The sequence below is a fragment of the Shewanella algidipiscicola genome, from assembly GCF_900380485.1.
GTDB lineage: Bacteria > Pseudomonadota > Gammaproteobacteria > Enterobacterales > Shewanellaceae > Shewanella > Shewanella algidipiscicola.
Genome location: NZ_OXJV01000003.1, coordinates 47,211 through 72,925, shown reverse-complemented (window position 1 = coordinate 72,925; position 25,715 = coordinate 47,211). Strand labels below are relative to the sequence as shown.

Sequence of the window (25,715 nt, the reverse complement as noted above, 5' to 3'; positions counted from 1 at the left end):
AAACCGAATAGCTTAAGAACCAGTGGTACAATCGGTACTTGCACCATTCACCGCAGAGGCTAGACACTCAATTTTGGCTGTAGCGTTATCGCCCAACAGGTTAAACGCAGCAATCATACCGCCGACCACCAAGCCCCCCGCAATGGCATATTCCACTGCCGTTAAGCCACTTTCATCTTGAATAAAATCTTTAAGTAAGTTTGTAAGGTTCATCGTTGTCTCCTAACGACCTAATGGGGCACACTGCCGATGTTATCGAGCATCCTAGCCACTGCATTCGTCCTTGCCGTCAGGCTGTGCCAATACTTTTACCGACTGTTAAGTGTAAACGCTTTGCGCCCTCACCGTTTTAGTCATTCCTCACAGCAACCCGAACAAACAACATTTACTTCACATTGCCGCTACATTTAAAGGTAGCAAATTTTTCACAGCACGTAGGTTTAAAATAAAAATATATTCTCAAAGCAGCTTAAGGTATTTTGCAGAGACAACCGGAGCGAAAAATAAAGCTTGATTAGGGTGGAATAAAAAACACAAAAAAACCAATAACAAATTGATTTTAATAAATTTATAATTTTATTTTAATGAATTAGATCTAGTGACTTAAGTCTAAGAGGTCGATTTTAATCACCAAGGCCTAAGCGCTTGGGCAGCATGACCAATAAGCTGGCTCACCTCGCTAGCCAGTTTCTTTGATGACCATGCATTTCATTTTTACAGTTATGTCTAATACTCGTCCAGCTGATAAATATCCTCACGAAACTGTACTAAGCCCATATTATCTACCCAAGCCGTTAAATAGGTCATCAGCACAGGCAGAGGCTCTACCAGTGGGAAATTGCGCGGCGCATTTTGTGCCACTGCACGCTGTAAAGTTAAAGGAGACTGTTTGAGATGGCGTATTAACAAATAATTGACTAATGCTTCTGCTTTATCAAGCCGAACACAACCATGACTCAGTGCACGCTCTTGACGACTAAACAGTGATTTTATCGGCGTATCATGTAGGTATATTGCATCATTGTTTGGGATAGAAAATCGGTAGCGTCCGAGTGAGTTATTAGCCCCCGGTTGCTGCACGAGTTGATAGTCACGCAACAAGGCGGAAACTTGCTGGGCGGGCATATGTGCCAGCGGGATCACTGTCGAATAACCACTGCTTACGTTACGTAGCTCAAAGCCATGGGCAGCTAAATATCCTGGGTCGCGATTATTTTTGGGTAGCAGTTCGCCATAAACAATACTGGTGGGAGGTGTCCATGTTGGATTTACCGTCATTAAAGTTAATTTTGTCATCATTTGTGGCGTTGGCGTTGTGGGTTTACCGACTATCACCCGCATGCTCAATACGCTGGAGTCATTTTCCATTACGTGTAATTGATAGGCAGGAATATTGACCCACACATAATTTTGCGGCAATTGCACCGGTAACTCAAACCAACGAAATAAAACCTGACGTAGGTGCGCAATACGTTCTGACGGCGAAATCTGCAAGGCTTGCAGCGTTGATTTATCGAGTTCTCCGCTTTGGGCTAATCCGTGCCTTATTTGAAAATGCTTTATGGCACTTACGATTGTTGGGTCGTAAATCGCATCCCGATAGCCGTTAAGCGTCTTAGGTGGTAAATCTCCTAATTGAGTCAGCATCCACCTCAGCTTGGCGATTTCTGGCGAACGCTGCCCCAAACGGTATTGCATAGGTGAAATTGATGGCCATACATAGATTTCAAGTTGTTGAAAATACCTAATTTTCTCACGTAACAATTGCACCTGTTTATGTTCAGGTAACATGCTGTCCAGTAGATTATCTAGCTGCTGAGCTTGCGCGGCGCGACGTAATTGCTCAACACTCAACAGCGCTTCATTGCCCTCGCCTCGCTTTATTGTTTGGATCATATTAATAAATAGTCGCGAATAACGATCGTCTAAATCCCTAGAAACTGAGTCACTTGACTGGTTCGATGACAAACTGGTTTGCTGCCAGAAGCCCAAGTCTTGCGCTAACGCAAGCATATCTAGGGTTAATGGCTTAGGCCCCTGCTCATCGAGCCAAATAAATTCTGCTTCACTGGGAACAAGATGACGGGTTAACTGAGCGACCTGAGTCATATTTTCAGCTGCTTGCGTGAGAGGATGAATTAGACTGAATACAACACAGACGACGCAGGCCAAGAATAGGTGAACATAAGATAAATATCGTTGCATATTGTCGAGCCCATCCTATCAACTTAAGGATTATAGAAAACACCTGTAAAAGTAGACAAAACCCCGTAGAAAAAGCGGTTGATTCACACCATTGTAAGCAGGCAATCGATAAGGTTTTTTCATTACGAGTAGCTCAGGTTTAGTTCAGGCATTGCTTTATGACAAGCTTACCCCCTTTAAAATGGTGTTACTCCCCCGAATAGCGCATACAAACAGCAGACAGAAATTATTGATCTATACTTTACTCAGTTAATCACTCATTGCGCCATTTATAGACGACGCGACATTAGCAGGACAATAATAAACCATGGTAAAGATGGAGTTAACTAAGCAGCGGTTACTTCAACTGATATTAATACTGCTGATTATCGTATTACTGTCGACAATTATCTATCCCGCTTGGACTGTGGCAAATGCTCGTTTTGTTTTCAAAACGGATAATGAATCAGGCGCGACATTAGCCGAGCGTTATTTATTGCTAGGCGATTGGCCTTCGGGTAATGAAGATATGTTATTGACTCATTTTGATGATTTTCAGGTCTATGTTGAGTCATTGCCAAATGACTCCACAATAAAATCGGCCCCAACATCAAATGTGATTAGCCAAGCTGAAGCCTCCCAACAACCCTAGCGAACCAAAGACAGTTTTTTGATTGAAAGGCGAGATTAACCATAGGCCATGCTGAATACCGACACCGCAATCCAGTTGAGAGAGACACTATGACTGACGTAGCACAGCAAGCCACTTCATCAAGCAACGCCATCTCACTCACGCGCACTTTTTTTAGAACGCTAGCCATGCTCATTTTTTTTATCGTCATTGCGATTAACTATAAGCAATTACTGCAGTATTACTCTTCTTTTTCGATCGCCAACGCCATGACACATATCGAAGCTGAACATCTGCTCAGTAAAGGGTTAATAATAGATCTACTCTATTTTGTGCTAATAGTCTTATTACTCCATATAGGCTGGGCGTTAGTGATCACCTTCTCCTGCCGACCATGGTTTGCTAGGTACACCAATGACAACGTCAAAACACAAATTTGGTTGATACTGCTGTTACTGCATTGCATTTTTATGTTGTCGGCAAATGCCTACTTATATCCGACATCATTACTGGGTTTTTTTCGAGGCACGCCCCTAGCGAGTGGTATCGCCGTCGTCACCTTGGCGATATTACTGTTAGCGAATCTGCTTTATGCTTTGATGGACACTCTGCCTCGCCAAAATAAAAGGGTAAACACTCTGTTAATCATTAGCCTATTAGTGGTTACTTTAGTGCCTATTTATCGGTTTAGCGGTAGCCCTGCTAAACCGAGCTTCTCTACCGTTAACGAGCAGCCTAATATTTTTATTATCGGTATTGATGGTTTACGCCCCGACCATCTTGCCTATCGCGGCGCCGATACATCACTTGCGCCGGCGTTGAATCAGTTGTTATCAGAGTCATTGATTTTCAATACAACCTATACACCGCAGGGGCGAACTTATGTCGCCTGGATGGGGATGCTTTCAGGCTTATATCCGATAAATAACGGCGCCAGGTTCAACCTTGCACCACCAGAACTCGTACATAAACCGTTCCCCCTATTAAGACTACTCTCTGACCGTGGCTATCAGACAACCTATGCCATAGATGAGCGCCGCTTCAACCAAATCGATGCCAGTTACGGCTTCGATCAGGTTATAGGCCCTAAAGTAGGTGCCGCCGATGCGATTATATCGAATGTTGCCGATCTCCCGCTGGTCAACTTAGCCATTAATTTTCCCATTTCACGTCACCTGTTTCCCTACCTTTACATCAATCGTGCTTACGGAAAAACTTACGATCCGTTACTGTTTAATCAAGAGGTTTTACACAGTTTGCCTGCCGATAAACCGCATTTTTTAGCGGTACATTTTTGCCAATTACATTGGCCTTTCACCTCAAAAGATTTTATCGAGCTGGATAAATCACATTGGGATGGCAACTATAATCACTATATGTATCGCGAGATGGTTAAAAAAGTCGATATACAGATAGCCGACTTTATCGCCCAATTGCGTCAGCGCGGTCTACTAGATAACGCCATTGTGTACCTGTTATCGGATCACGGTGAAGGCTTTTTATTAAGCCAAGACAAGCTCGTTGCAGCCGATAGTATGGCAGCAACAATCGGCCCCGATAACCCCACGTCACTCAACGTCGCAGCGTGGGGGCATGGCACGAATATTCTGGCTCAGGAACAGTCACAGGTCGTGCTCGCGTCATTGAGGTATCGTAATGGTGAAGCCATAAACCCCACAGGAAAAGTCGATGGTTTATTTTCGTTAATTGATATCGCGCCCTCCATAGTTGCCAACCTTGCTCACTCTTCCACTACAGTAATGGCATCTACAGACTTGGTATTCGACGGCCAGCCGCTACCACAAACCGTTACGCAAAAACGGAGCCTGAGTAACAATCAACGACATATCTTTGTCGAGTCGTCACTGCCTGTACGCTCGATTAATACCAGCTTTATCGATGATAAAAAGGTGATGTCAGAAACCGCGTCTCATTACGAGATAAGGGAGGATGGTCGAGCCGTTATGAAACCTGAGTCTTATCATAACAATATCCAATTAAAGCAGCGTTCGGTGTATGCCGGACATTGGCAATTAGTTATGCTGCCTAAAGATGAGCGCCTTATTTTAGTCGATACCGCAAACAAACGTTGGCATAACCTCAGCGATTATTCGGGTAATGCGCCTTGGCAAGCAATGCTCAATTCACTCTGTAAACACTATCAAACTGATTTTATTGATACTCCCCACCACGCATGCTTACCCTCGTTTGAGCTGCAAATAAGCCAAAACAAAAATGAGACAATCAGACATGAGTAAGTACGGCATGACTGGGTAACTGTGTATCGTCGCAGGGCGCTTACGTAACTCAATCCCCTTATCGGGCTTGCTACCACCCAAGGCGATTAGGCGGTAGATAGCACTGCAAACGATTTGGCGACCCAAGGCGGTGAAGACAACAGTTAGATAGGGTATTGGCCATTAACCCGCTTTCATTGTTCGCAAGAACTTAGGCACATCGGCAATCGAATCTAACACCACGGTCGCGGCGGCAATAGCCTCATCAGTCACTTCTTTACCGGTACGAACCAATATACGCGTGGGGACACCAGCGGCTTCAGCGGCTAACATGTCGTCACGCTTGTCACCGACCATCACAGATGCTGACAGATCGATCTCTAAAAACTGCGCCGCACTATTGAGCATACCCGGCTTGGGTTTACGGCAGTCACAATCGATTTTATATTCGCCAATACCTTTATCGCTATGATGTGGGCAATAATAGATGCCATCTAACTCAACGCCTTTGTCAGCAAAGTTCCAATCCATCCATTCGGTTAAACGGTGAAACTGCTCTTCAGTATAGCGTCCACGGGCTATGCCCGACTGATTGGTGACTACTGCCAGTTTATAGCCCATCTGCTTTAACTCGGCGCACGCTTCGAATACACCGTCAATATATTCAAAATCATCCACTTGATGTACATAACCATGGTCAATATTGATGACACCATCTCTATCTAGGAACACAGCAGGATTCACAGGAAATACCCCAAATCAGATCAACACAATTTAATGGACACTATTATCACACCACAATCACTAAAATGCACCGTTCTATCTCTATAATGAATAAAATTATCCCATTGACCAAAACCTTAGCCATATTTATCTCCACCTTTGCTGCTGAAGAGAAAATGGCGACAGACTCGCGTATTGATACAGAACATCTGCTGCAAGCCGCCGCACTCAACTCGATGGCGCCTTATAGGGTTATGTGATTTGTTCACTTAAAGATCACTTTAACCAGCAAGTATCTCTGCAACCCGCTGTTTTAACGTAGGTAAGACTTCGCTGCCAAACCATGGATTAGCCTTTAACCAGCGATTATTGAGCGGACTAGGATGAGGTAGTGGCAAAACAGCATCTTGAGCGGTGCAACTATTTCTGACTCGCTGAGTCAAGGTTAAGGCAACACTGCCTTTAGGCGTTGGGCAATGGTAGGCTTGCGCGTATTGGCCCATAACCAAGGTCAACTTAATTTGAGTCAGCTGACTCAATAATTGCTGTCGCCACATATCGGCGCATTCAGGCCTAGGCGGTAGATCGCCATTTTTGCCTTTGCCGGGATAACAAAACGCCATAGGTAAAATGGCAAACAATTGCTCATCATAAAACTGCTCATGGCTAACACCCAGCCACTGACGTAAGCGCTCACCACTGGCATCATTAAAAGGCACACCGGTCTGATTTGCCGCCCTGCCCGGCGCTTGACCTGCGATCAAAATTTTAGCCTGCGTTGCCGCCTGAATTATCGGCCGCGCATCTGGCGGTAAATGCGCTCGGCACAACTGACAACATTTTATCTCTGTGATGAGTTGACTCAACGTCGAGACGCCATCACGTGAAGCCGACGGCTGTACATTCATGCTGGTGTTAATCAAAATGGCCCATCTCCCATTATTTACCTCTCAAAATTTACCACTCACATGCGGCTCACCCAAACTTTATCACCATGCTCGATACATCCTTTGCACCATGTTAAGAGCACGAACGACGCACTATTTCATAGTCAGATTAATAGTAGAGTCTTAATTTAATTACAGACGCTTTCTTTATGATTTGCCATTGGCACTGTGCTGTAGCAAGCGTGCAGCACCTGCAATAATACAAAAATCAAACATTGCTGCTCACCGAGCTCAGCATATTGTATCAATCATACATTTATCACCTTAACGAATACGGACTTAAAGCGTCATTTTACATACAGTGAAGCCATAGTTTCCCTTTAGCCATAGTTCCTCTTTATTTATAGTGCTATAAACGGTAATCTTATGCGGATCAGCGACTATCACGCATATACATTAACGGCAAGTATGAGTCGAACGGCTCCGATTGTTGATAAAACACGCACGCAAGTGGGAGTCTTAAGAGTAGAAATGCTGTCTGGTGACATCACTGCAGTAGACCATAATGTCAAGGCGCCTTGGCTCAAGCAGTCACCGTAGGCGGGTAAGAGAATACCGACTTATCTGTTGAACAGGATGAACTCAGAGCATTAATCGAAACCGACCTGTTTGCCAAGGCGATGCCGAATATGCCCCATGAGTTATTAGCCCAAGCTGAACATGACTTAACCCCATTAAAAGGGTGACAAGGTGATATCAGCCGTTGGAGTGAGCTCAATACGCAGTTTCATACCTGTTTATATCAAGCCGCTAATCGCCCCACACATGCTTGATGTGGTTCATGGTTTAAACACCAATTACGACCGTTATATCTGCTCACCGTTGTTATTAATGGGTGGTATACCTAAAGCAGCACAAGCTCATAGAGTTCTGCTAAAGCTGTGTCGTCAACAGAATGTAGAAAAATTCGTTTCTGTACTCAGGGAACACATATTAGATGCTGCCGATGCCATTAAGCATCCGGTTGTACAACAAGTCGACTAGATCACGGTTGATCTATCAACTTATTGCTAGGCTTATTTAGATTAGTTCGATAAGGCAGAGCTGTGCTTCTGCCTTTATTATTTTGAGAGAATATAAGATGCAGTACGCCACCATTACAGGTTGGGGAAAATGTGTTCCCCCCGCAACGCTTACAAACCATGATCTTGCGACATTTATCGATACGTCAGATGAATGGATTAGGCCACGCACCGGCATAAGCCAACGACACATTAGCCATGTCAACACATCGGAACTGGCATCGGTTGCCGCCCAGCGGGCATTGGCAGCAGCTGGGCTTGAAGGCAGTGATATCGATTTAATCATCTTAGCCACCGCGAGCCCGGACACCCTAATACCTAACATAGCATCAACAGTGCAAGCCAATATTGGCGCAAGTTGTGGTGCTTTTGATATCAACGCTGCCTGCAGTGGTTTTCTCTATGGGCTAGGCTTGGCCAGCTCACAAATTAAGAGTGGTCAGTCTACACGAGTACTCGTGATTGGCGCCGAACGCCTCTCTTATTATCTTGATTGGTCACGCCGTGATACCGCCGTATTGTTTGGCGACGGCGCTGGCGCCGTGGTGGTGGAAGCGAGCGATCAACCTGGTGGTATTTTAGGTTATGAACTCAATAACGATCCCGCTGCACGCGATATTCTTAAAACCAGTTTTGGCACCGCAATGGATCGCTTTAGTGCGTCTTCATTAGACTTCTATATCGAATTCAATGGACAAGAGATCTTTAAACGTGCCATCGCTGGCATGGGCAAACTTAGCACCCAAGTACTTGAAAAGTGTGGTGTAGATAAAGACGACATCGACTGGGTCATTCCGCACCAAGCTAATGAGCGCATTATCGACACCCTCATCAGCCGCATGAAGATCCCTAAAGAAAAAGCCGTGGTTAATATTGCCAATTACGGTAACACCTCTGCGGCAACCATCCCAATTGCTATCTGTGATGCACTCGAAAAAGGGATGATTAAGCCTAATCAAACCATTTTATCTTGTGCCTTTGGCGCTGGCCTAACTTCGGCAGCCGTGTTGTTTAAATGGGGCGATCGCATCACGCCAATTAACCAATCTGATGCAGAGCTGCCGCCTTGTGATAAAACCGGTATCGAACTGGTCGCCAGAGCCGTTAAGCATTTCTGCGGTTAATCGTTATACACACTAGGGCGCACACGCCTGATACATAAAAAATGTCGGCATTTGCCGACATTTTTTATTTAAGCGCTTGTATGATGCACACCAATAATAATCGCATTTATCAAAATTGATGGGTGCGCTCATCGGCAACCTAGAGTGGACCTAAAATAGCTCGCTCACCTTAAGTTTATCGCCACCGCCCATGGCCGCAACTTGAGCTAACAACAATTCACCACAGGCAATGGCATCGATTAACGCATTATGGGCCGCATAAACGGGCAAGCCATAACGGGCTCGGCTAGCCCCCAAGCGCAAGGCCCCCTCTTGCAATACCTCATGCTGACGCAGCAAGCGCTTTTTTTCCAGTGCCAAAGTATCAACCGCCATCAGCTTAATGTGTTCATTATACGTTTGAGCAAGCCCTACCTGTAAAAAGGCCAAATCCAAAGGAGAATGATGCGCCACCAGCACCTTGCCCTGAGTAACGCTTAAAAACCATTGCATTGCCGTTTTCATCGATACGGCTTGTTGCAGATGCATATCTAATATGCCGTGAATGGTAGCACTTTGACCGACACTGCCCTCAATTTGCACCAGTTTATGTTGTGCCTGTTGCAGTAAAATCCGCCCTTGCTCAATCGGGACGACACCAATACTCAAGATTTGATCGCAAGCGGGGTTCAATCCAGTCATCTCCAAATCAATGGCCACTAGACTCACTTGCTCGACATTACGGGCTAGGTTTTCCAGTAATGCCTGCTGGTAAGCCTTGAGCTGTGGATGCTGGGTTATCGCCGTGCGCCAGCATAAGCGGCTTTTAAGCATTGAATGATGCAACACCCTAAAAACTCCGCGTAAACTTAAGCTTCATACCCGCCTGCGCGTCATGCACCACTTTAAACGCATCACGCAGTTGATGGCGCACTAGTGATGACAAGTTTTGGGGCATCAAATAGTTACTCAGCACCTGATTGTGGGTAAATTGATAGCCTTGGTTTGATAGACGGATATGGGCAATAAACTCATGAGCATCGGCAAGGTTAAGCGCATCTTTACGATTAATGATGTTTTGCTCCATCAACAATCGAATGCGCTTGGCAGTATTGACCTCTTTGATCCCCGCCGAGAGTGCATAAACACGGGCAATATCGTTAATTAAGACGCTGCCTTTATGCTTTAAATCGATTCCTTTAACCTCTTGCCCATCACGTTCTAAGACAAATTTCTTAAAGAAGCCCAGCGGCGGTGAGACTTGTAGCGAGTTACCCGCCATCCCCGCTAAAAAGATATCATTGTCTTTGGTCGATGCAAGCACCTGCGATTGCAGGCTGTCAAATAAACTCTGTGGCCCATAAACACAGCGCATATCAAAAAAGATGCTGGCATGCATTAACGCCTTAGGCTCTGGGCTATCGACCCAATGACGAAACTTATTTTGCCACTGCTTTAAGGTCATTTGCCATTGAGGGTTTTGCGCCATGATGTCACCAGGGCAATAGATATAACCACAGCTGTCTAGGCCGGCACATACCGCTTTGGTGAGTGCATCAAAATACCCCTTGGCCTGTTCATCCATATCATGGGCTAACAATAACCCGTTATCTTGATCTGAACACGCCACCTGATCTTGCCGCCCCTGAGAGCCAAAGGCCAACCAGCAAAAAGGCATAGGCGCTTGGCCCAAAATCTGCTGATTAAGTAAGATAAGTCGCCGAGTAAGGGCGTCGGTTACCGACGTGAGTACGCGGCCAATCTCTTCGGCTCTGGCATCGGCGCTGATGAGGTTTTGCAACAACAGCGGGATCTGTTTACTGACAGCAATGAGACTCTCCAGACTGTTTTGTCGCTCAATTTCACCAATCAACAATAAAGGCTGCGAGCTTTGTCCGCGTAAAATATCTGTGCTACTGACCACGCCCACGGGTAACTCGTTATCCACTATCGGTAAATGATGAATATTATGCTGACTCATCAGTAACATCGCCTCAAACACTAAGGCACTTGAGGATAAGGTTATGGGATGGCTGGTCATGGCTTGATGCACAGGCAATTGGCCATCATGCCCCAGCGCTAATACCCGATTACGTAAATCTCTGTCGGTTAAAATACCGGCCAGTTTATGATTGTCGATAATTAACAAGGACGATACCCGTGAATCGCGCATTAAGCAGGCCGCTTGGGTCACGTTAGCGTTGATATCCAGTGTCAGGGGCTGTTTAGACATCAAGCTACTTACCCGACTGGTGGAGCCTAATTCTTTGGCTTTAAAACGGCTCTGATGGCGTAAACGTTTAGCAAAGGCACGATTAAAAAACCGATCAAATTCACGGCTTTCACTGCGTAGCCGGTTAAAGGTATCGGGGTCGAGATGATAGACTAAACCATCTTCAAGAATTTGAATTTTATTGCTTATTTTTTCGCCAGACAGTAAAGAGGGAAAGCCAAAAAAGTCGCCATCACCTAACCTATCAATTAAGTCACCATCATCGCCGTGCACCTCAAATGCACCACTGCGGACGATATACAACTGCGGATGACTTTCATCTAACGGTACATAGGTCGAGGCTTTACTGTAATAACCTATGGTTAACGCACGGCAACAGCTATCTAAAGTGTTGGCAGACAAAGTGTCAAATGGCGGAAGCTGGCGCAAAAAATCGGTGATGGGTTGTAACTCACTGGCATCCATAATCGACCTCATCAAGTAATGTTAGGATCTATTGACCCTCTCTAACGCGTTATTGTAATAAATGAAGCGGTGAGCGAATGATTGATAAAACCATCGAGTTATAACTAAGGTCAATGAGCAATCTATTAACGCTATCCCTTATTTCCTAATAGCAACTAACCTAAGTCAGCATCTGTAGGAATACCCCCGATTGGGCATATCATCGCGTTACAATAATCGGCTTAGGTTAAATACTAGGCTTATGCTTAGTCGCTCACGGTATAGAACGCCAATGCTTAATGCTAAGAGCTAATACCAAGAAGTAATACCGATGGCTAACACTAGGGCCTGTTGATCTTTGCTGGTTGAATTTTGTTCAAGACAAAAACGTTTTAATCGAGGCGAGTGGATTGCAGCCTGGTCATCTAAGCAAAATTCACTTAACAAAGAGTAAAACGTTTTTAGCCGAACCCTTCGGGCAGCGTTTGTTGCTCATTTCTACTGCGTTCTCAGCTTTTTATGTAGAATAACTACACCACAAAGCTTCTGCCTTGTATAAATACCCAACAATTCGCTGCAAAAACAACCTTGAAAGATCAACAGGCCCTAATAACTAGCACTAAAAACTAACGCCAAGAACTATCATCAGAGCTACTATAGCCTTGACTTATAACACCTTACTATACGACTTATGGCCAGTCACACCAATAGACTCATCTTTGTCGGCGGCCAATCATAAACAGCTCACTGTCTTGCCCATTTGGGCTCTGCTGCCGATGCAGATACAGTGGCTCGATATACGCTTGTCGTAACACATCGATAAGCCACTGCTTTGGATAATAGTAGGTAAACACCTGCTGACCACGACTTGACGTTTGCGCTTTCGCCTCGCCCAAATCCCCCGCTATCCAGCTGAGATAAATCAAGCCATTGGGTTCAAGGTACGCTGCCATACTCGACAGTAACGACCTTACCTGCACCTGATTTAAATAGGGCAAACAAAAGCCACACACTATCGCATCAAATTGTGCTGACAAACGGCTAATATCCAGCGAATCCATTACCTTAAATTGCCCCTTTGGATTATTAACTTGCGCCAATGTCACCATATTCGGCGCCAAATCTATGCCTAAATAATCCAATTGTGGGTAGCGCGTTAACAGGTAATGGGCAATATTACCCGGTCCGCAGGCGATATCGAGCACCCTCGCCGTTGGCGATAAATAATCACAAAGCGCATCGTAGGTGGCGGTATACTCGGGCCAGCACATATATTTGTCTTGGTATTGCTGCGCCACCTCATTAAATGTGTTAACTGAAATACGATAGTTTTCCAAGCAAGCCTCCGCTTTATCAATCACACATGAGGCGTAATTAACTCACGCCATTGCAAACATCTTAATTAGCTAAGCATAGCTAGCGCAATAAAAAAGGAGCGCTCAGCGCTCCTTCTTAACTTAAGAGCATGGTCATTATTGATTAATGATCGTGCGCCTCGCCAGCCCCTTTAGGGAAGCGAATCGACTCAACCATATCCACCACATCTTGGGGTACGGCAGTGGTCACTCTGCTAACAATAAAGGCCACGGTAAAGTTGACTATCATGCCTAACATACCAATCCCTTCTGGCGAAATCCCCAATAACCAGTGCTCAGGATTGTTATCAGCAGGATTCACAAACTTAAAGTAGATAATATACGCAGCGCTAAACAGCAGACCGATCACCATACCCGCTACCGCACCTTCTTTGTTCATGGTGCGAGAGAAGATCCCCATGATGATTGCTGGAAACAAGGATGATGCCGCTAAACCAAAGGCTATCGCGACCACCGCAGCCACGAAGCCCGGCGGATTAATACCAAAGTAACCGGCCATCACTATGCCCAAACCAGCAGCAATACGAGCATACATGAGTTCTTTTTTATCCGAGATATTAGGCATTAAGTTTTTCTTCAAAAGATCATGTGAGACCGACGTTGAGATCACCAGTAGTAAGCCCGCTGTTGTCGACAACGCTGCTGCCATCCCTCCTGCAGCCACTAATGCGATTACCCATGCAGGTAAATTAGCAATCTCAGGCGTTGCGAGTACCATGATATCGCGGTCAATGGTCATTTCATTGGCCTCACCATTGGCATAATAAAGCTTGCCATCGGCATTCTTATCATCCCACTTGATCAAACCGGTTTTTTCCCAGTTTTTAATCCAGTCTGGCGCAGTTTCATAAGCAACACCGCTAGCATCTGGACCATTAATGGTCTCAATCATATTTACCCGAGAGAAGGCGGACAGTGCAGGCACGGTCGTATACATAATGGCAATGAACACCAATGCCCAACCCGCAGACACTCGCGCATCCTTCACCTTAGGTACAGTGAAGAAGCGGACAATGACGTGAGGTAAACCAGCCGTACCAAACATCAAGGCTCCAGTGATAAAGAACACATCAATCATGCTCTTAGAGCCTTCCGTATACTGGGAGAAGCCCAATTCTGCCGAAAGACCGTCGAGCTTTTCAAGCAAAAAGACCCCCGTCCCATTACCCGCAGCATCAACCAGTTCGGCCCCAAAGCCAATTTGCGGTAAAATATGTCCCGTCATCATGATAGATATAAAGATAGCGGGCACCATAAAGGCGAAAATCAATACGCAATATTGTGCAACCTGGGTGTAAGTGATCCCTTTCATGCCACCAAGCACGGCATAGAAAAACACCACCGCCATACCGATATACACCCCAGTTTCAATCTCGACCTCGAGGAAGCGCGAGAACACCACCCCCACACCACGCATTTGTCCTGCGATATAAGTAAAACAGATAAAGATGGCACAGATCACCGCCACCGTCCGCGCTGTCTGTGAATAGTAACGATCGCCAATAAAGTCAGGTACGGTAAACTTACCAAACTTACGCAGATAAGGTGCCATACATAGCGCCAATAACACGTAGCCACCAGTCCAGCCCATCAGATAGACTGAGCCATCATAACCAACAAAAGAGACGATACCGGCAAGCGAAATAAATGACGCTGCCGACATCCAATCAGCCGCTGTCGCCATACCGTTCATAATGGGGTGAACCCCACCGCCAGCGACATAAAATTCTTTAGTCGAACCTGCACGAGACCAAATCGCAATACCAATATATAAAGCAAAGGTAAGACCGACGATCAGATAAGTTAATGTTTTTATATCCATATTCGTTACTCCTTAATCTTCATGAACACCGTATTTTTTATCTAGCGTATTGGCTTTCGCCACGTAGACAAAAATAAGCGCAACGAATACATAGATAGCCCCTTGCTGAGCAAACCAGAAGCCCAACTTAAAGCCCATAAAATGGATTTCATTAAGTACATCGACCAGTAAAATGCCGCAACCAAATGAAACTGCAGCCCATATTGCTAGCAGTCCAAGTACCAAGCGTAAATTCTCACGCCAGTATCCTTCTGCCTTTTCGTTATTTTCAAAAGCCATTACGACTCCCCTGTGCTAATTATGATTAAGACAAAATTTAATCTAGCAAGCATTTGCGCAACAACAATCGCGACCTTAGTCTAACGCCAACGTAAACCTTTCATTAAAATTCAACTTAACAATTTAAAAACAAAAAGATAGAGATTGACGCTCACGTAAACCATTAAAAATATCAAACGCTTACATTAGACTAATGTCGAACAGAGATGTGATGATGTATAGCGCGCTGGCTAATTGTAGTGTAGCGCGCCGCATGGTTTGAGATTTGGGTTCACTGAGTTTGAGATACGCTTGGTGTAGCGCGCCGCCAAGTTTTGAAAATGTAACCGCTGGGTTTTGAAAATGGCAAGCGATATCGAGTATCTTTTCGAGTCGGTAGGTGTTGAATAGTTAGTACAGCGAGTGTTGCAAACACCTAAGGTTTAACGTCCTGTAAAGTTAGTCTAATCCCTAAATTAATGGTGGTAATCGTCCTTTGGGCTCATTTTTATGCTGCTATGGCTTCAACAACTATTGTTGCCACTGACAAAATAAGGTTAAGGGTAAATGTTACTTTAAATCAACAATATACCTTTGAACCCACTGTCCTTTCATATTGACTTCAGAGTCGAGCATACCACCGTTGCCGATTATCGCTTTAGCCGACGCAAGATTCGATTGAAGACAATGCAGATGTACTTGTACGACCCCTCTCTGACGTAAGTGTTCTATAGACAGTTGCATGAGTCGTTTGCCCCAATTTTTACCACGCTGTGAGGGGCGTATACTCAACCCGACATGACCACCACAATGGGCAATTTGCGTTGTTAAATAATGCCTTATGTTAGTCACTCCTATTATCTCGCCCTCATAAATCAGCCACAAGGTGGTGCTGGCAGCATAACCGGGAGGCAAGTCTTTTCCTTGAGCAAAACGGGCCATCTTAGCTAACATGGCTTCGAAGTCGTGATGCTCGAAATCAAGCGGAAACGGATAGCGCTCCTCATCACCCAGCTCGTCAATATAACTCAGATAACTCGCTTGATATTGCATTATTGGCAAGAGTAACTCCATACCACTCCTTATGCTTAATCATTCAATAGGTAGTATTAACAAAACTTCAGCATCTCAAAGGGATCATAATGTTGATATTGATAACCCAGCTGCCGACAAATGAGCGAGCCATCGACCACTTTATCCTCCGCCTTATCTCCAGATGAGGCAAACTCTGGCTCAGCTACGCCGAGTATTGCCGCCGCGCGCTGATAAAACGCTGCCTTATTGGGATGTTCGGGTGAGCAGATATTATAAGCTGGTGCCAGTTGGCCTTGATGGGTAAGTAGGGTCATTACGCCACCAACGCAATCATCAAGGTGAGTCATGTTGACCGATAGCATTGCCCCGGTTAAGCCGGTTTTACCGGCAAGAAAGCGCCCCGGATGACGTTTAGGCCCCATTAATCCGGCAAACCGGACAATAACAGCCCCTTTAAACATGGCTTCAGCCTGCAGCAGGATCTTACTCGTATCGTTATAGGCTGTGGCGTCAGCTTCATGTTGTACCTTGCCATTAGCAGGATACACACCTGTAGTGCTAATAAAAATAATGCGCTGATAGGCATGTTTGCCCATCAGCGTCTGTAGACGTTCAAGTCGCACAAGATAGCCACTGTCGCCACGACGAAGCCCTGGGGGAATATTAATGACGATTGCATCGGCGTGAAGTTTAGCTAATTGCTCACCATCAAAAGGCTGCGGCGCGTCAAGATCTAACACAAAACCATCAATGCCCTGCTCTTTTAATGCAGATGCTTGTGTTGCATCCCGTTTAGAGCCGCTAACTAAAAGCCCTTTTTCCACCAACGCTTTGGCTAATGGTAAGCCAAACCAACCACAACCAACAACAGCAACTGAATGAATCATAAAGTGTCTTTACTAAAAAGTCGTACTGATAAAATACCTTAAATGCACTGTTCAGCAAAGCGCTGCTACTCGGTATGACTAAAATAAAAACTACTGCCCACACCACTTTGAAGCACCTTGTGTAGACGCTCATTTAGCTCTGCGTGAGTCACAACGCGCTCAATATCGATTTGCTCTTGATCTAAAAAACGCAGTTTAGGATCGCTGCCATCGGAGGAGCAGGCCCATACATGTGGCTGTTTAACCGATGCTGTGGTGAGCATCACTTTAGCAAACTGACCATCCGACAACTGCACTAGTGTACCGGGCGGATAGATGCCTAATAATTTCACTAATAGCGCGATCAACGTCTGGGCGTGTTTACCCGCATGATTTTTAAATAGAAAGCCAAGAGCTTGCTGTGGGGAATGCTCTTCATTCGCCCACAACTGAGCATCAAAATCATTGGCTAGGCTCACCACTTGGGTCAACATCGGGATCTGCTTGTCTGTTAAGCCATCGGGGTAACCAGAGCCATCAACATACTCATGGTGATGTAATACGATATTAAGCACCGCTTTATTAAATAGGCCCGTTTTACTCAACATGTCGACCCCAAAATTTGGGTGCATCTTGATAAAGTTCATTTCAGCAGTGCTCAAGTCGGCTTTTTTATTGCGGATGTTTTCGGGCACTTTAAGCTTACCAATGTCATGGAATAGACACCCTAAGGCAATATCGCGCATATCCGATTTCGACAAATCCATTGCTTTAGCGATGATTAACGCTAGCACAGCGACACTCACGCCATGTTGAGTCACACTCGTCGCTTCACCTGTGGTGACAATGGCTAATCTTGGGTTATCGGTTTGGTGCAGATGCTCCAGTAATGACTCGACCAAGGTGGCGGCATCACGATAGGCGCCTGCGGGATCGTTTTACCAAAGGCCGCGCGGCAATGATTGATACTGTCGATAAAACGGCTTTGGCTGAGCCGTAGGGCTTTTTTAGCCGTATGCTTGGCCGCTAGTAGGGCCTCATCTTCGCTAGGTTGTGCAGCAGGTGCTACCACGTCCGCTTTAGGCTGTGGGTTGTCTTGTAGTAAGGTTTGCCCTGACAATAAAAATACATAAGGCACATCTAGGCTTTTAATCAGCTCTATTTGCGCCTGTTGCTCAATTTTAATCCGGTTGAGCCAAAAAGGATGATGTTGCCAAGACAGCGGCAACTTAACCGTAATGCCAATTCTAAGTTGAGACAGGGGTAATTGTATCGCCTGCGCTTTAGCCACTTTATGTCGCTCCCTATAACCTTACCTCTTTACAGTAAAGTCACGAAGTCGACAAAAAACAATCATTAGCCAAACAGATTAAACCGTTACAGCAAAGCTAGCTGTAAGTTGCGAGCTTATTTCCCGCTATCGATATGGGTCATGTTAGCGTCATTTCGCCAGTCATTAAGGTAGTAACTTAAATGTTTAGAACTGGCGATATACAGCAGGCTCCAAAACAAAAAGAGCGCGTCCAAGCCGAAATGCCATGTGTACAAAAAGTGATTATGTATTAAGCGTTGCAGTAACAAGCCACCATCAATCATCAATAGCAACACCAACAACCATTTCAATTGATTGAATACAGGACGAACCCAACGAGGAGCGCGTTTCCGCTCGGCTATCACCAATGCATACAGTATCAATGCCCCGGCACCGGCGGCTAATGCCAACAGAAAATCAGACTTTTGCGGATAGATCAACGCCACCAAAGCCGCTCTATCACTGGCTTGAGTCAGCGAGGCAATAAATACACACCAACCTCGAGCGATAAACGCCAATATCAGATAAAGCATGATAGGCGGTTTAAAGTGCCCATTATCGTCAATCCAGTTGATGTGGCCAAAGTTCAAACGTATATCTCCGTGATGAGCCAATCGCTATCGGCAGCGCCTAAACGCGATACTGGCAGAGTACTAACTGGATATATTGTGGCAAGTAATCGAGATTTCAACCATATAGCCAATATCGCGGGTCCCCCCAGCTGGGACTCACGCTTAATCCCTTATCTGACAGCGGTAAAAAAGGCGGCCGTTGACAATAAAAAGCTGACAGATAACCCATAATGCTATCGGCCAGCCGAGTGATTTAGGTGTTTTGGCTAACGATTGAGCAATGCTAATAACTCATCTTCATCGATCACCTTCACCCCTAACTCCTGCGCCTTAGTTAGCTTTGAGCCGGCCGCTTCACCCGCGACTAAGCAGTCGGTATTTTTCGACACACTGCCCGCCACTTTGGCACCTAATGCCTGTAACTGCGCCTTGGCATCGTTACGATTAAGCTGATTTAAGGTGCCGGTTAACACCCAAGTTTGCCCTTTTAGGGGTTGCTCTTCGGCGGCAACCTCTTCGATTGCAGGCCAGGTCACGCCCGCCTCTAGCAGTCGCTCGACCACTTCAAGGTTATGGGGCTGGGCAAAAAAGTGAACTAGATGCTGCGCCACAATCACCCCGACATCATCGACCTTCATAAAGGTCTCGGCATCGGCCTGAATCAACTTATCGAGGGTTTTAAAATAATGGGCTAAGTTAGCGGCGGTGGCCTCGCCGACCTCGCGGATCCCTAATGAATAGAGGAAACGAGCAAAGGTGGTTTGTTTCGCCGCCTCAATGGCTGCGACTAACTTGGTGGCTGACTTAAGCCCCATACGATCGAGCATGGTCAATGATGATGCGCTCAGCTTAAATAAGTCTGCTGGACTTTCGATAAGCTCTTTGTCGATCATCTGTTCGACCACTTTATCGCCCATGCCATCGATGTTTAATGCCTTGCGTGAAGCAAAGTGCTTAATCGCCTCTTTACGCTGCGCTTCACAAAACAGGCCGCCACTGCAACGGGCCACCGCTTCACCTTCGATACGCTCCACATCGCTACCACAGACTGGGCACGCCATAGGAAAAACAATGTCTTGCGCATCATCGGGACGCTTATCACTTACTACGGCGACAATTTGCGGGATCACATCCCCAGCACGGCGAATAATGACACTGTCGCCAATTTTCACCCCAAGACGTGCGATTTCGTCGGCATTATGTAAGGTGGCATTCGACACCGTCACCCCCCCGACAAACACAGGTTTTAACCGTGCCACAGGGGTCACTGCACCAGTGCGCCCGACCTGAAAGTCGACCCCTTCGAGTACCGTCAACTCCTCTTGTGCGGGGAATTTATAGGCGGTTGCCCAGCGTGGCGCTTTGGCCACAAAGCCAAGCTGCTTTTGCTGCGCGATATCGTTGACCTTAAGCACCACCCCATCAATTTCATAAGCCAGGTCGGCCCGGCGCACCATAATATCTTGATAATAGGCAAAAATAGCAGGGATATCCTTGCAGACTTTCACTTCGGCGCTTACGGGCAGCCCCCAAGCTTTAAGCTGCATTAACTGCTCAAAATGATTATCTGCCAAGGGCCAAGATTCAGGTTCGACGACCCCGAGTGCGTAGGCATAAAAGGCTAATGCACGGCTGGCGGTAATTTTACTGTCGAGTTGACGTAGGCTGCCAGCAGCGGCGTTACGCGGATTAACAAACAGCTTTTCACCCTTTTGGCGCGCCTTGTTATTGACCGCTTCAAACGCGGCTTTGGGCATAAACACTTCGCCGCGCACCTCTAACAGCGGCGGAAAATCATCACCACGTAGGCGCAGCGGTATCGACTTAATGGTGCGCACATTTTCGGTAATGTCTTCGCCAACGGTGCCATCGCCGCGGGTAGCGGCGCGTTCATATAGCCCATTGCGGTATAAAATACTGACCGCCAAACCGTCGAGTTTAGGCTCACAGCAAAATGCGGGCGCCGTTATGGTTTTATCGCTCACGCGTTTGTAAAAAGCATTAAATTCGGTATCACTAAACACATTGTCTAAGCTAAGCATCGGCTTTAAATGTGTCACTTGTTCAAACTTTGCTAGCGCTTCGCCACCCACTCGTTGAGTCGGAGAGTCCATCAAAGCAAACTCAGGGTATTGAGCTTCTAAACTCTGTAAGCGGCGCATAAGGCGATCATATTCCGCATCGGGAATAGACGGTGCGTCGTCGACATAATAACGGTAATTGTGAAGATTAAGTTCGGCGGTGAGTTGTTGAATTTCGTCTTGTATGGCTTGCATGGTTTCTCGTCCAGATTAAGCAATAGAGGCCGCAGATGCGGCCTCTATTTTCAATATATATGATTCAATTTACGCTTGGGCACGGATGCGTTGCAGGTATGACTGCTTGGTTTGTTCGCTCCATAAGCCACGACCACCGTCGAGTACTTTGCCGCCTAAATCATCGGCCAATTGGTGCGCCGAATTCAGCATGATTGAAAAGTTCATCAGTGGATCGCCATAGCAAGGTAGCGTCATAAATAACACAATACCTTGAGTGGTAAACTGCTCCATTTCATCGGGGTTAAACACACCAGGCTTAACCATATTCGCCAACGAAAATAAAACTTTACCAGTGCCGGCGTTATCCTCATGGCGATGGAAAATATCCATGTCACCAAATTTAAAGTTAAGGGTTAAGAGGCTAGGCAGTAACTCGGCGCCTTGTAACGTTTCGCCCTCATTGGCCACAACATGCAACACCAGCACATCTTGTGGTTCGCCCAGTGGCTCATCCTTTGTCTCAGCTTGCGCCGGTGCCGCGGCTATCGATTCTGCGGGGGTTTGAGCCTTGGACTGCTGTGCTGCAGAGGACTCATCCGTGTGGTGCGAGTGAGCAGCGTGAGCCGCATCATCGAGCGGTTGAACATCATCAAAAAATGAACTCTGAGCCGGAGTTTGGCCTAAACCTAATTCCATCTGCTCTATAGTCTCCTGGGTATGTTCAGTGTCGCCCATACTGGGCTCAACGTTATGGCCTGTATCGCGTCCAGACAACACCGGCTCTTGGCGCGCACGCGAGACTTTGGCGTGCGGCGTGTCTGATAAGGTAAAATCGGTTTCGCTGTCACGGCTTGGCGCTTCCGCTGATGTCACAATACTGTGACTGTGGTCTCGGTCATTCATCGCCGCGCTATTATCACCTGCACTGCGCCCAGGTGCTTCTTCAGGGCTCAGTTTGCGTACACGCACAGCACCAATACCATCGGCGTCAAAGCCTTCGCGATCACGATTTTTATCTGTGTACATTTCAGCCATAGAGCCAGACTTTAATGACCTAGGCTGCTGCCGTCTAATGGACCAAAAACCATGCACAAGTACCGCGATAATGGCTATCGCTCCTAACACGAACAATACCAGTTGCAAATTTTCCATTGATTACCCTGTTTTTCCCAAAATTATCCTGCGTCGGCTAATGCCACCGCTTCATCAATATCGACGGCAACTATGCGTGATACCCCAGGTTCATGCATAGTGACACCTATTAATTGATCCGCCAATTCCATGGTGATCTTATTGTGACTAATATAAACAAATTGTACGCTTTGAGACATCTCTTTAACCAAACGACAAAATCTGTCCACATTGGCGTCATCGAGAGGCGCATCCACTTCATCTAGCATACAAAAAGGCGCCGGATTTAGCCTAAAAATTGCAAATACCAATGATAAAGCGGTTAGCGCTTTTTCTCCACCAGAAAGCAGGTGAATTGTACTATTCTTTTTGCCCGGAGGACGCGCCATAATGGTCACTCCGGTTTCAAGCAAGTCATCATCGGTCAATGCCAGCTGTGCACTTCCTCCACCAAATACTTTAGGAAACAGTATTCCAAGGTCTTGATTAACCTTATCAAATGTCTCTTTAAAGCGGGTTTTGGTTTCTTTATCAATTTTGCGGATCGCTTCTTCTAAACTATTAAGTGCCTTATTTAAGTCGGCATCTTGGCTATCTAAATAGTGTTTACGCTCACTTTGTTGCTCATATTCTTCAATCGCGGCCAAGTTGATCGCACCTAACTGGGCAATGCGCGCCCGAGTCCGCTCTAGGGCTTTTTGATGCTGGCCCACTGTAATGGCAACATCTAACGTATCTTTGACCGCCTCGAGATTAATCTCGTGCTCTGCCAGCAAAGCTCGCTGGCTATCGGCTTGTCCCTTAATGCCTTCGCGTCGTAACTTTAACGTGCTGATAGCCTGAGTCAAGTGTTCGATATTACCAAGCTGTTGTTTTTGCGTTGTTACTATCTTATCGAGTTGATTTTGTAAGTGTGCTTGCTGGCCACGTAATGCCGTTAATGCTTGCTGCTTACCTTGTTGTATTTCCAGCTCTGCATTAAGTTGCTGCTGCACTTGCTGTGCGCTGTGATCGCTGATTGAGAGAGCCTTGCCCTCAAGTTGCTCTTTCAAGGAAGCTAATGATGCTGAATGTTCACTGATCTGTTGTTGCAGTTGTTGTGTTTGCTGTTGATTGAGCGCCAAGTCTGTCTGTAGTGTTTGCAGCGCGCTTTGGCGCTGACTGCACTGGCGAGCACATTCGGCTCGCTGCTGCTTTAATCGTTTGAGTTGGGCGCTACTTTCTTGCTCCGCACGAGCTAATCGCTCGCTTTGCTGAATCAGGTCGCTAGCACGGGACTCATCCTGAGCTAAGCGCTCACTTAACGCTAGGCAGCGTTGCTCATCGGCCACTAAAGTCAGCTCAAGTTCACTGAGCTGCACCTCAAGCTGACTGCGCTGCTCGCGGCTATGAGCTATACGCTGCTCTGCGGCGTCAATTTGGCTGCGCATTCGCTCAAGGCTCAGCTGCATTTGTTGCATTTTAACCGCGCCATCATGGCAACGGCTGCGGTAGTTTAGCAATTGATTAGCGCACTGCTGTGACTGCTTGCGCAGGGTATTTAAGGTTACTTCGCTGCTTGCAATACTGGCGGTTAATGCCTCTTTTTCCATTTTAAGCTGAACTAAGGCGCTGCCCTGCTCGCTTTTTTGCAATACAAACCCGTGGCCAATTAAATAGCCATCGGCTGTCACGATGCGCTCGTGTTGCTCGATACTGGGCAACATGGCTTGTGCACTACTTAACTCGTTAGCCCAGCGCAAATGCGCTAACCAAGGTGCCAAGTTAACGGCGGCGCTAACATCACCCCATTGATGGGATTCAGTGGTGACAAACCCAAGGCCAGACGCAGCGTCCACCTTTTGGGTCAGTACCCCCTCGAGCGCCAAATCGATTGCCACTTCCCAGCCCGGTGTCACGTTGAGCGCTTGCCATAAGGCACTGCCATCATCGGCATCCGCTACGGGCAGCAGACGATTAACCACATTAAAGCGACCACGCTCCTCGGCGAGCGACTGCGAGAGAGCATCTATCTGCTGCGTGAGACGCTTATCTTGCTGCTCTAGCTCGTTTAATTGGCTATTTAACTGCTGATTACTCTGGTTAAGTTGCTCAGATTGTATCTGTAACTCATCACGCTGGGCTTGCAACTGCTGCAGTTGAGTTGTTACATCATCTTGACTCAGCTTGCTAAGCTGGGTTACCAACGCCGCTTTTTGAGAGCGCTTTTGCGCCAAGTTACTTTTGCTGTGGCTCAGTTCTGTTTGCGCCACTTTATAGGTTAACTGATGTTGGTTCTGCGCCTGTGTGGCGAGAACTTGCGCCTCGCTATCTTGCTCAAACCCTTGCTCAGCTTCGACGAGCTGCTCATCAATCACCTCAAGTTGCATCGACAGTTGCTGGTACGCATCGATCGCTTCTTGGTGATGTTGGCTTAATTGTTCGCGACTATCATCTAACTCTGCCAACTGACGCTGAATCTGGATAAGCTTTGCTTGGGTATCTTCAACCCGTTGATGTAGATGGGCATCTTGCTGCTGACGATGTTTTAGTGATTGTTCGAGTTTGGCGATATGGGTGCCGGTTAGATAAAAATCTTCGACCTGACGATGCTCTTGTTGATCGAGTTCATCGAGTTGCACCTTGAGCTGAGTATGCTCCCTTTGCAGCGCCTCTTTCGCGGCATCGAGCTCACTTTTTTTCAGCTCATGACTAACTATTTCGCCGCTGAGCTTATCAAACTGAGCTTGTAACTCGACAAAACGACAAACCCCGAGCTCAGCATCTTGAGTGCGCTCGGTCTGTTTTAAGGCACGATATTGTTTAGCGGCTTGAGCTTGCTCAGCCAGTTTATCAATTTGACGCCCTAACTCTTGGCGAATATCACCTAAACGTTCGAGGTTTTCACGGGTGTGACGTATGCGATTTTCGGTTTCACGGCGGCGCTCTTTATAACGTGAGATCCCCGCGGCTTCTTCAATAAACACTCTAAGCTCTTGCGGCTTAGACTCGATAAGCCGCGAGATAGTACCCTGCTCAATAATGGCGTAGCTGCGCGGTCCAAGCCCTGTGCCCATAAACAGGTCGGTAATATCTTTACGACGGCACTTTTGTCCATTGAGAAAATACGCCGAATCACCATCGCGACTGACTTGACGCTTAACCGCGACCTCTTGATAACTGGCATATTGCCCAGCTAAGCGCCCCTGTTGATTGTCAAACAATAACTCTACGCTGGCGACAGAAACGGGCCGCCGAGCCGAGGAGCCATTAAAAATAACATCGGCCATCGAGTCGCCACGCAGATGTTTGGCCGAGCTCTCACCTAACACCCAACGCACCGCGTCGATAACATTGGATTTACCACAGCCGTTGGGGCCGATAATAGCACTTAGCGGTTGGTTAAAAGGGATTTTAGTAACATCGACAAACGACTTAAATCCAGCAAGTTTTATCTGTTTGAGTCTCATTGAGCCAGCGGGTCGTCTTCATTGATGGAGCGTGAAAAACTCCGGCGAATATTGGTTGCCACTTTAGCAAAGCACGGCGCATTTTGTAACGTTTTTTATCGCTTAGCGGCTC

The 25,715-nt window shown here is 46.5% G+C and carries 20 protein-coding genes and 2 pseudogenes; 6 read left to right on the top strand and 16 right to left on the bottom strand.

Going from position 1 to position 25,715, the window contains the following annotated elements; all coding sequences use genetic code 11:
- Positions 1-12: 12 nt before the first annotated feature.
- Positions 13-213, bottom strand: coding sequence for a Flp family type IVb pilin (locus DN599_RS06925; protein WP_110456940.1), 201 nt, complete (start codon positions 211-213; stop codon positions 13-15).
- A 513-nt stretch (positions 214-726) separates the two neighbouring features.
- Positions 727-2,109: a L,D-transpeptidase family protein gene (locus tag DN599_RS06920; RefSeq protein WP_162599174.1), complete on the bottom strand. Its 1,383-nt coding sequence runs from the start codon at positions 2,107-2,109 to the stop codon at positions 727-729.
- Between the two features lie 403 nt (positions 2,110-2,512).
- Here DN599_RS06920 and DN599_RS06915 point away from each other — a divergent pair, with 403 nt between their 5' ends.
- Together DN599_RS06915 and DN599_RS06910 are read left to right on the top strand one after the other, a co-directional pair.
- The gene (locus tag DN599_RS06915; protein WP_162599173.1) at positions 2,513-2,836 is read left to right on the top strand and encodes a hypothetical protein; all 324 of its coding nucleotides are present in this window, start codon (positions 2,513-2,515) and stop codon (positions 2,834-2,836) included.
- An 89-nt stretch (positions 2,837-2,925) separates the two neighbouring features.
- Positions 2,926-5,073: a sulfatase-like hydrolase/transferase gene (locus DN599_RS06910; RefSeq protein ID WP_110456937.1), complete on the top strand. Its 2,148-nt coding sequence runs from the start codon at positions 2,926-2,928 to the stop codon at positions 5,071-5,073.
- Between the two features lie 162 nt (positions 5,074-5,235).
- Here the strand turns inward: DN599_RS06910 and gmhB are convergent, their stop codons facing one another.
- Entirely contained in the window at positions 5,236-5,796 is a 561-nt protein-coding gene (gene gmhB, locus DN599_RS06905) for a D-glycero-beta-D-manno-heptose 1,7-bisphosphate 7-phosphatase (protein WP_110456936.1), read from the bottom strand.
- An 86-nt stretch (positions 5,797-5,882) separates the two neighbouring features.
- Between gmhB and DN599_RS18625 the strand changes: the two genes are divergently transcribed.
- The gene (locus DN599_RS18625) at positions 5,883-6,035 is read left to right on the top strand and encodes a hypothetical protein (protein ID WP_162599172.1); all 153 of its coding nucleotides are present in this window, start codon (positions 5,883-5,885) and stop codon (positions 6,033-6,035) included.
- Positions 6,036-6,056: 21 nt separating this feature from the next.
- Here DN599_RS18625 and DN599_RS06900 read toward each other — a convergent pair whose 3' ends face one another.
- Positions 6,057-6,683, bottom strand: a complete 627-nt coding sequence (locus DN599_RS06900; protein WP_110456935.1) for a uracil-DNA glycosylase family protein — start codon at positions 6,681-6,683, stop codon at positions 6,057-6,059.
- Positions 6,684-7,130: 447 nt separating this feature from the next.
- On the opposite strand from DN599_RS06900, the pseudogene DN599_RS06895 reads away from it, so the two are divergent.
- Both DN599_RS06895 and DN599_RS06890 read left to right on the top strand, forming a co-directional pair.
- Positions 7,131-7,706: pseudogene (locus tag DN599_RS06895) on the top strand (FCD domain-containing protein).
- Positions 7,707-7,803: 97 nt separating this feature from the next.
- Complete coding sequence (locus tag DN599_RS06890) at positions 7,804-8,868, top strand: ketoacyl-ACP synthase III (RefSeq protein ID WP_110456934.1); 1,065 nt, start codon at positions 7,804-7,806, stop codon at positions 8,866-8,868.
- 150 nt (positions 8,869-9,018) lie between these two features.
- On the opposite strand, the gene DN599_RS06885 is transcribed toward DN599_RS06890, so the two are convergent.
- From DN599_RS06885 to DN599_RS06845, 9 genes and pseudogenes are all read right to left on the bottom strand, one after another.
- Positions 9,019-9,693, bottom strand: coding sequence for an exonuclease domain-containing protein (locus DN599_RS06885; RefSeq protein ID WP_162599175.1), 675 nt, complete (start codon positions 9,691-9,693; stop codon positions 9,019-9,021).
- Between the two features lie 4 nt (positions 9,694-9,697).
- The gene (locus DN599_RS06880) at positions 9,698-11,545 is read right to left on the bottom strand and encodes a DUF294 nucleotidyltransferase-like domain-containing protein (RefSeq protein ID WP_110456932.1); all 1,848 of its coding nucleotides are present in this window, start codon (positions 11,543-11,545) and stop codon (positions 9,698-9,700) included.
- A gap of 692 nt (positions 11,546-12,237) precedes the next feature.
- On the bottom strand, positions 12,238-12,861 hold the full coding sequence (locus tag DN599_RS06875) for a class I SAM-dependent methyltransferase (protein WP_162599171.1): 624 nt from the start codon (positions 12,859-12,861) through the stop codon (positions 12,238-12,240).
- A gap of 142 nt (positions 12,862-13,003) precedes the next feature.
- Entirely contained in the window at positions 13,004-14,722 is a 1,719-nt protein-coding gene (locus DN599_RS06870) for a sodium:solute symporter family protein (RefSeq protein ID WP_110456930.1), read from the bottom strand.
- Between the two features lie 12 nt (positions 14,723-14,734).
- A complete protein-coding gene (locus DN599_RS06865; RefSeq protein WP_110456929.1) occupies positions 14,735-15,001 on the bottom strand; it encodes a DUF4212 domain-containing protein in 267 nt (88 codons plus the stop codon).
- 549 nt (positions 15,002-15,550) lie between these two features.
- Positions 15,551-16,054 carry a GNAT family N-acetyltransferase gene (locus DN599_RS06860; protein WP_110456928.1) on the bottom strand — a complete coding sequence of 168 codons (504 nt, stop codon included), beginning with the start codon at positions 16,052-16,054 and terminating at the stop codon, positions 15,551-15,553.
- Between the two features lie 35 nt (positions 16,055-16,089).
- On the bottom strand, positions 16,090-16,902 hold the full coding sequence (locus tag DN599_RS06855) for an SDR family oxidoreductase (protein ID WP_110456927.1): 813 nt from the start codon (positions 16,900-16,902) through the stop codon (positions 16,090-16,092).
- Positions 16,903-16,967: 65 nt separating this feature from the next.
- Positions 16,968-18,172: pseudogene (locus DN599_RS06850) on the bottom strand (HD-GYP domain-containing protein).
- A 116-nt stretch (positions 18,173-18,288) separates the two neighbouring features.
- Complete coding sequence (locus DN599_RS06845) at positions 18,289-18,783, bottom strand: DUF2919 domain-containing protein (protein WP_110456926.1); 495 nt, start codon at positions 18,781-18,783, stop codon at positions 18,289-18,291.
- Here DN599_RS06845 and DN599_RS06840 point away from each other — a divergent pair.
- Positions 18,742-18,996, top strand: coding sequence for a hypothetical protein (locus tag DN599_RS06840; protein ID WP_162599168.1), 255 nt, complete (start codon positions 18,742-18,744; stop codon positions 18,994-18,996). The genes DN599_RS06845 and DN599_RS06840 overlap by 42 nt on opposite strands.
- A gap of 35 nt (positions 18,997-19,031) precedes the next feature.
- Here DN599_RS06840 and ligA read toward each other — a convergent pair whose 3' ends face one another.
- The 3 genes from ligA to DN599_RS06825 all read right to left on the bottom strand — a co-directional run bounded on the left by ligA (position 19,032) and on the right by DN599_RS06825 (position 25,603).
- Entirely contained in the window at positions 19,032-21,041 is a 2,010-nt protein-coding gene (gene ligA / locus DN599_RS06835) for an NAD-dependent DNA ligase LigA (RefSeq protein WP_110456924.1), read from the bottom strand.
- 69 nt (positions 21,042-21,110) lie between these two features.
- On the bottom strand, positions 21,111-22,175 hold the full coding sequence (gene zipA / locus DN599_RS06830) for a cell division protein ZipA (RefSeq protein WP_110456923.1): 1,065 nt from the start codon (positions 22,173-22,175) through the stop codon (positions 21,111-21,113).
- 23 nt (positions 22,176-22,198) lie between these two features.
- Positions 22,199-25,603, bottom strand: coding sequence for a chromosome segregation protein SMC (locus DN599_RS06825; protein WP_110456922.1), 3,405 nt, complete (start codon positions 25,601-25,603; stop codon positions 22,199-22,201).
- Positions 25,604-25,715 lie beyond the last annotated feature (112 nt).

Excerpts from the sequence above, each read along its gene's own strand:
- DN599_RS06925 (WP_110456940.1), bottom strand. The coding sequence starts at position 213 with ATGAACCTTACAAACTTACTTAAAGATTTTATTCAAGATGAAAGTGGC.
- DN599_RS06920 (WP_162599174.1), bottom strand. The coding sequence starts at position 2,109 with ATGACTCAGGTCGCTCAGTTAACCCGTCATCTTGTTCCCAGTGAAGCA.
- DN599_RS06915 (WP_162599173.1), top strand. The coding sequence starts at position 2,513 with ATGGTAAAGATGGAGTTAACTAAGCAGCGGTTACTTCAACTGATATTA.
- DN599_RS06910 (WP_110456937.1), top strand. The coding sequence starts at position 2,926 with ATGACTGACGTAGCACAGCAAGCCACTTCATCAAGCAACGCCATCTCA.
- DN599_RS18625 (WP_162599172.1), top strand. The coding sequence starts at position 5,883 with ATGAATAAAATTATCCCATTGACCAAAACCTTAGCCATATTTATCTCC.
- DN599_RS06900 (WP_110456935.1), bottom strand. The coding sequence starts at position 6,683 with ATGAATGTACAGCCGTCGGCTTCACGTGATGGCGTCTCGACGTTGAGT.
- DN599_RS06890 (WP_110456934.1), top strand. The coding sequence starts at position 7,804 with ATGCAGTACGCCACCATTACAGGTTGGGGAAAATGTGTTCCCCCCGCA.
- DN599_RS06880 (WP_110456932.1), bottom strand. The coding sequence starts at position 11,545 with ATGGATGCCAGTGAGTTACAACCCATCACCGATTTTTTGCGCCAGCTT.
- DN599_RS06870 (WP_110456930.1), bottom strand. The coding sequence starts at position 14,722 with ATGGATATAAAAACATTAACTTATCTGATCGTCGGTCTTACCTTTGCT.
- DN599_RS06865 (WP_110456929.1), bottom strand. The coding sequence starts at position 15,001 with ATGGCTTTTGAAAATAACGAAAAGGCAGAAGGATACTGGCGTGAGAAT.
- DN599_RS06860 (WP_110456928.1), bottom strand. The coding sequence starts at position 16,054 with ATGGAGTTACTCTTGCCAATAATGCAATATCAAGCGAGTTATCTGAGT.
- DN599_RS06855 (WP_110456927.1), bottom strand. The coding sequence starts at position 16,902 with ATGATTCATTCAGTTGCTGTTGTTGGTTGTGGTTGGTTTGGCTTACCA.
- ligA (WP_110456924.1), bottom strand. The coding sequence starts at position 21,041 with ATGCAAGCCATACAAGACGAAATTCAACAACTCACCGCCGAACTTAAT.
- zipA (WP_110456923.1), bottom strand. The coding sequence starts at position 22,175 with ATGGAAAATTTGCAACTGGTATTGTTCGTGTTAGGAGCGATAGCCATT.
- DN599_RS06825 (WP_110456922.1), bottom strand. The coding sequence starts at position 25,603 with ATGAGACTCAAACAGATAAAACTTGCTGGATTTAAGTCGTTTGTCGAT.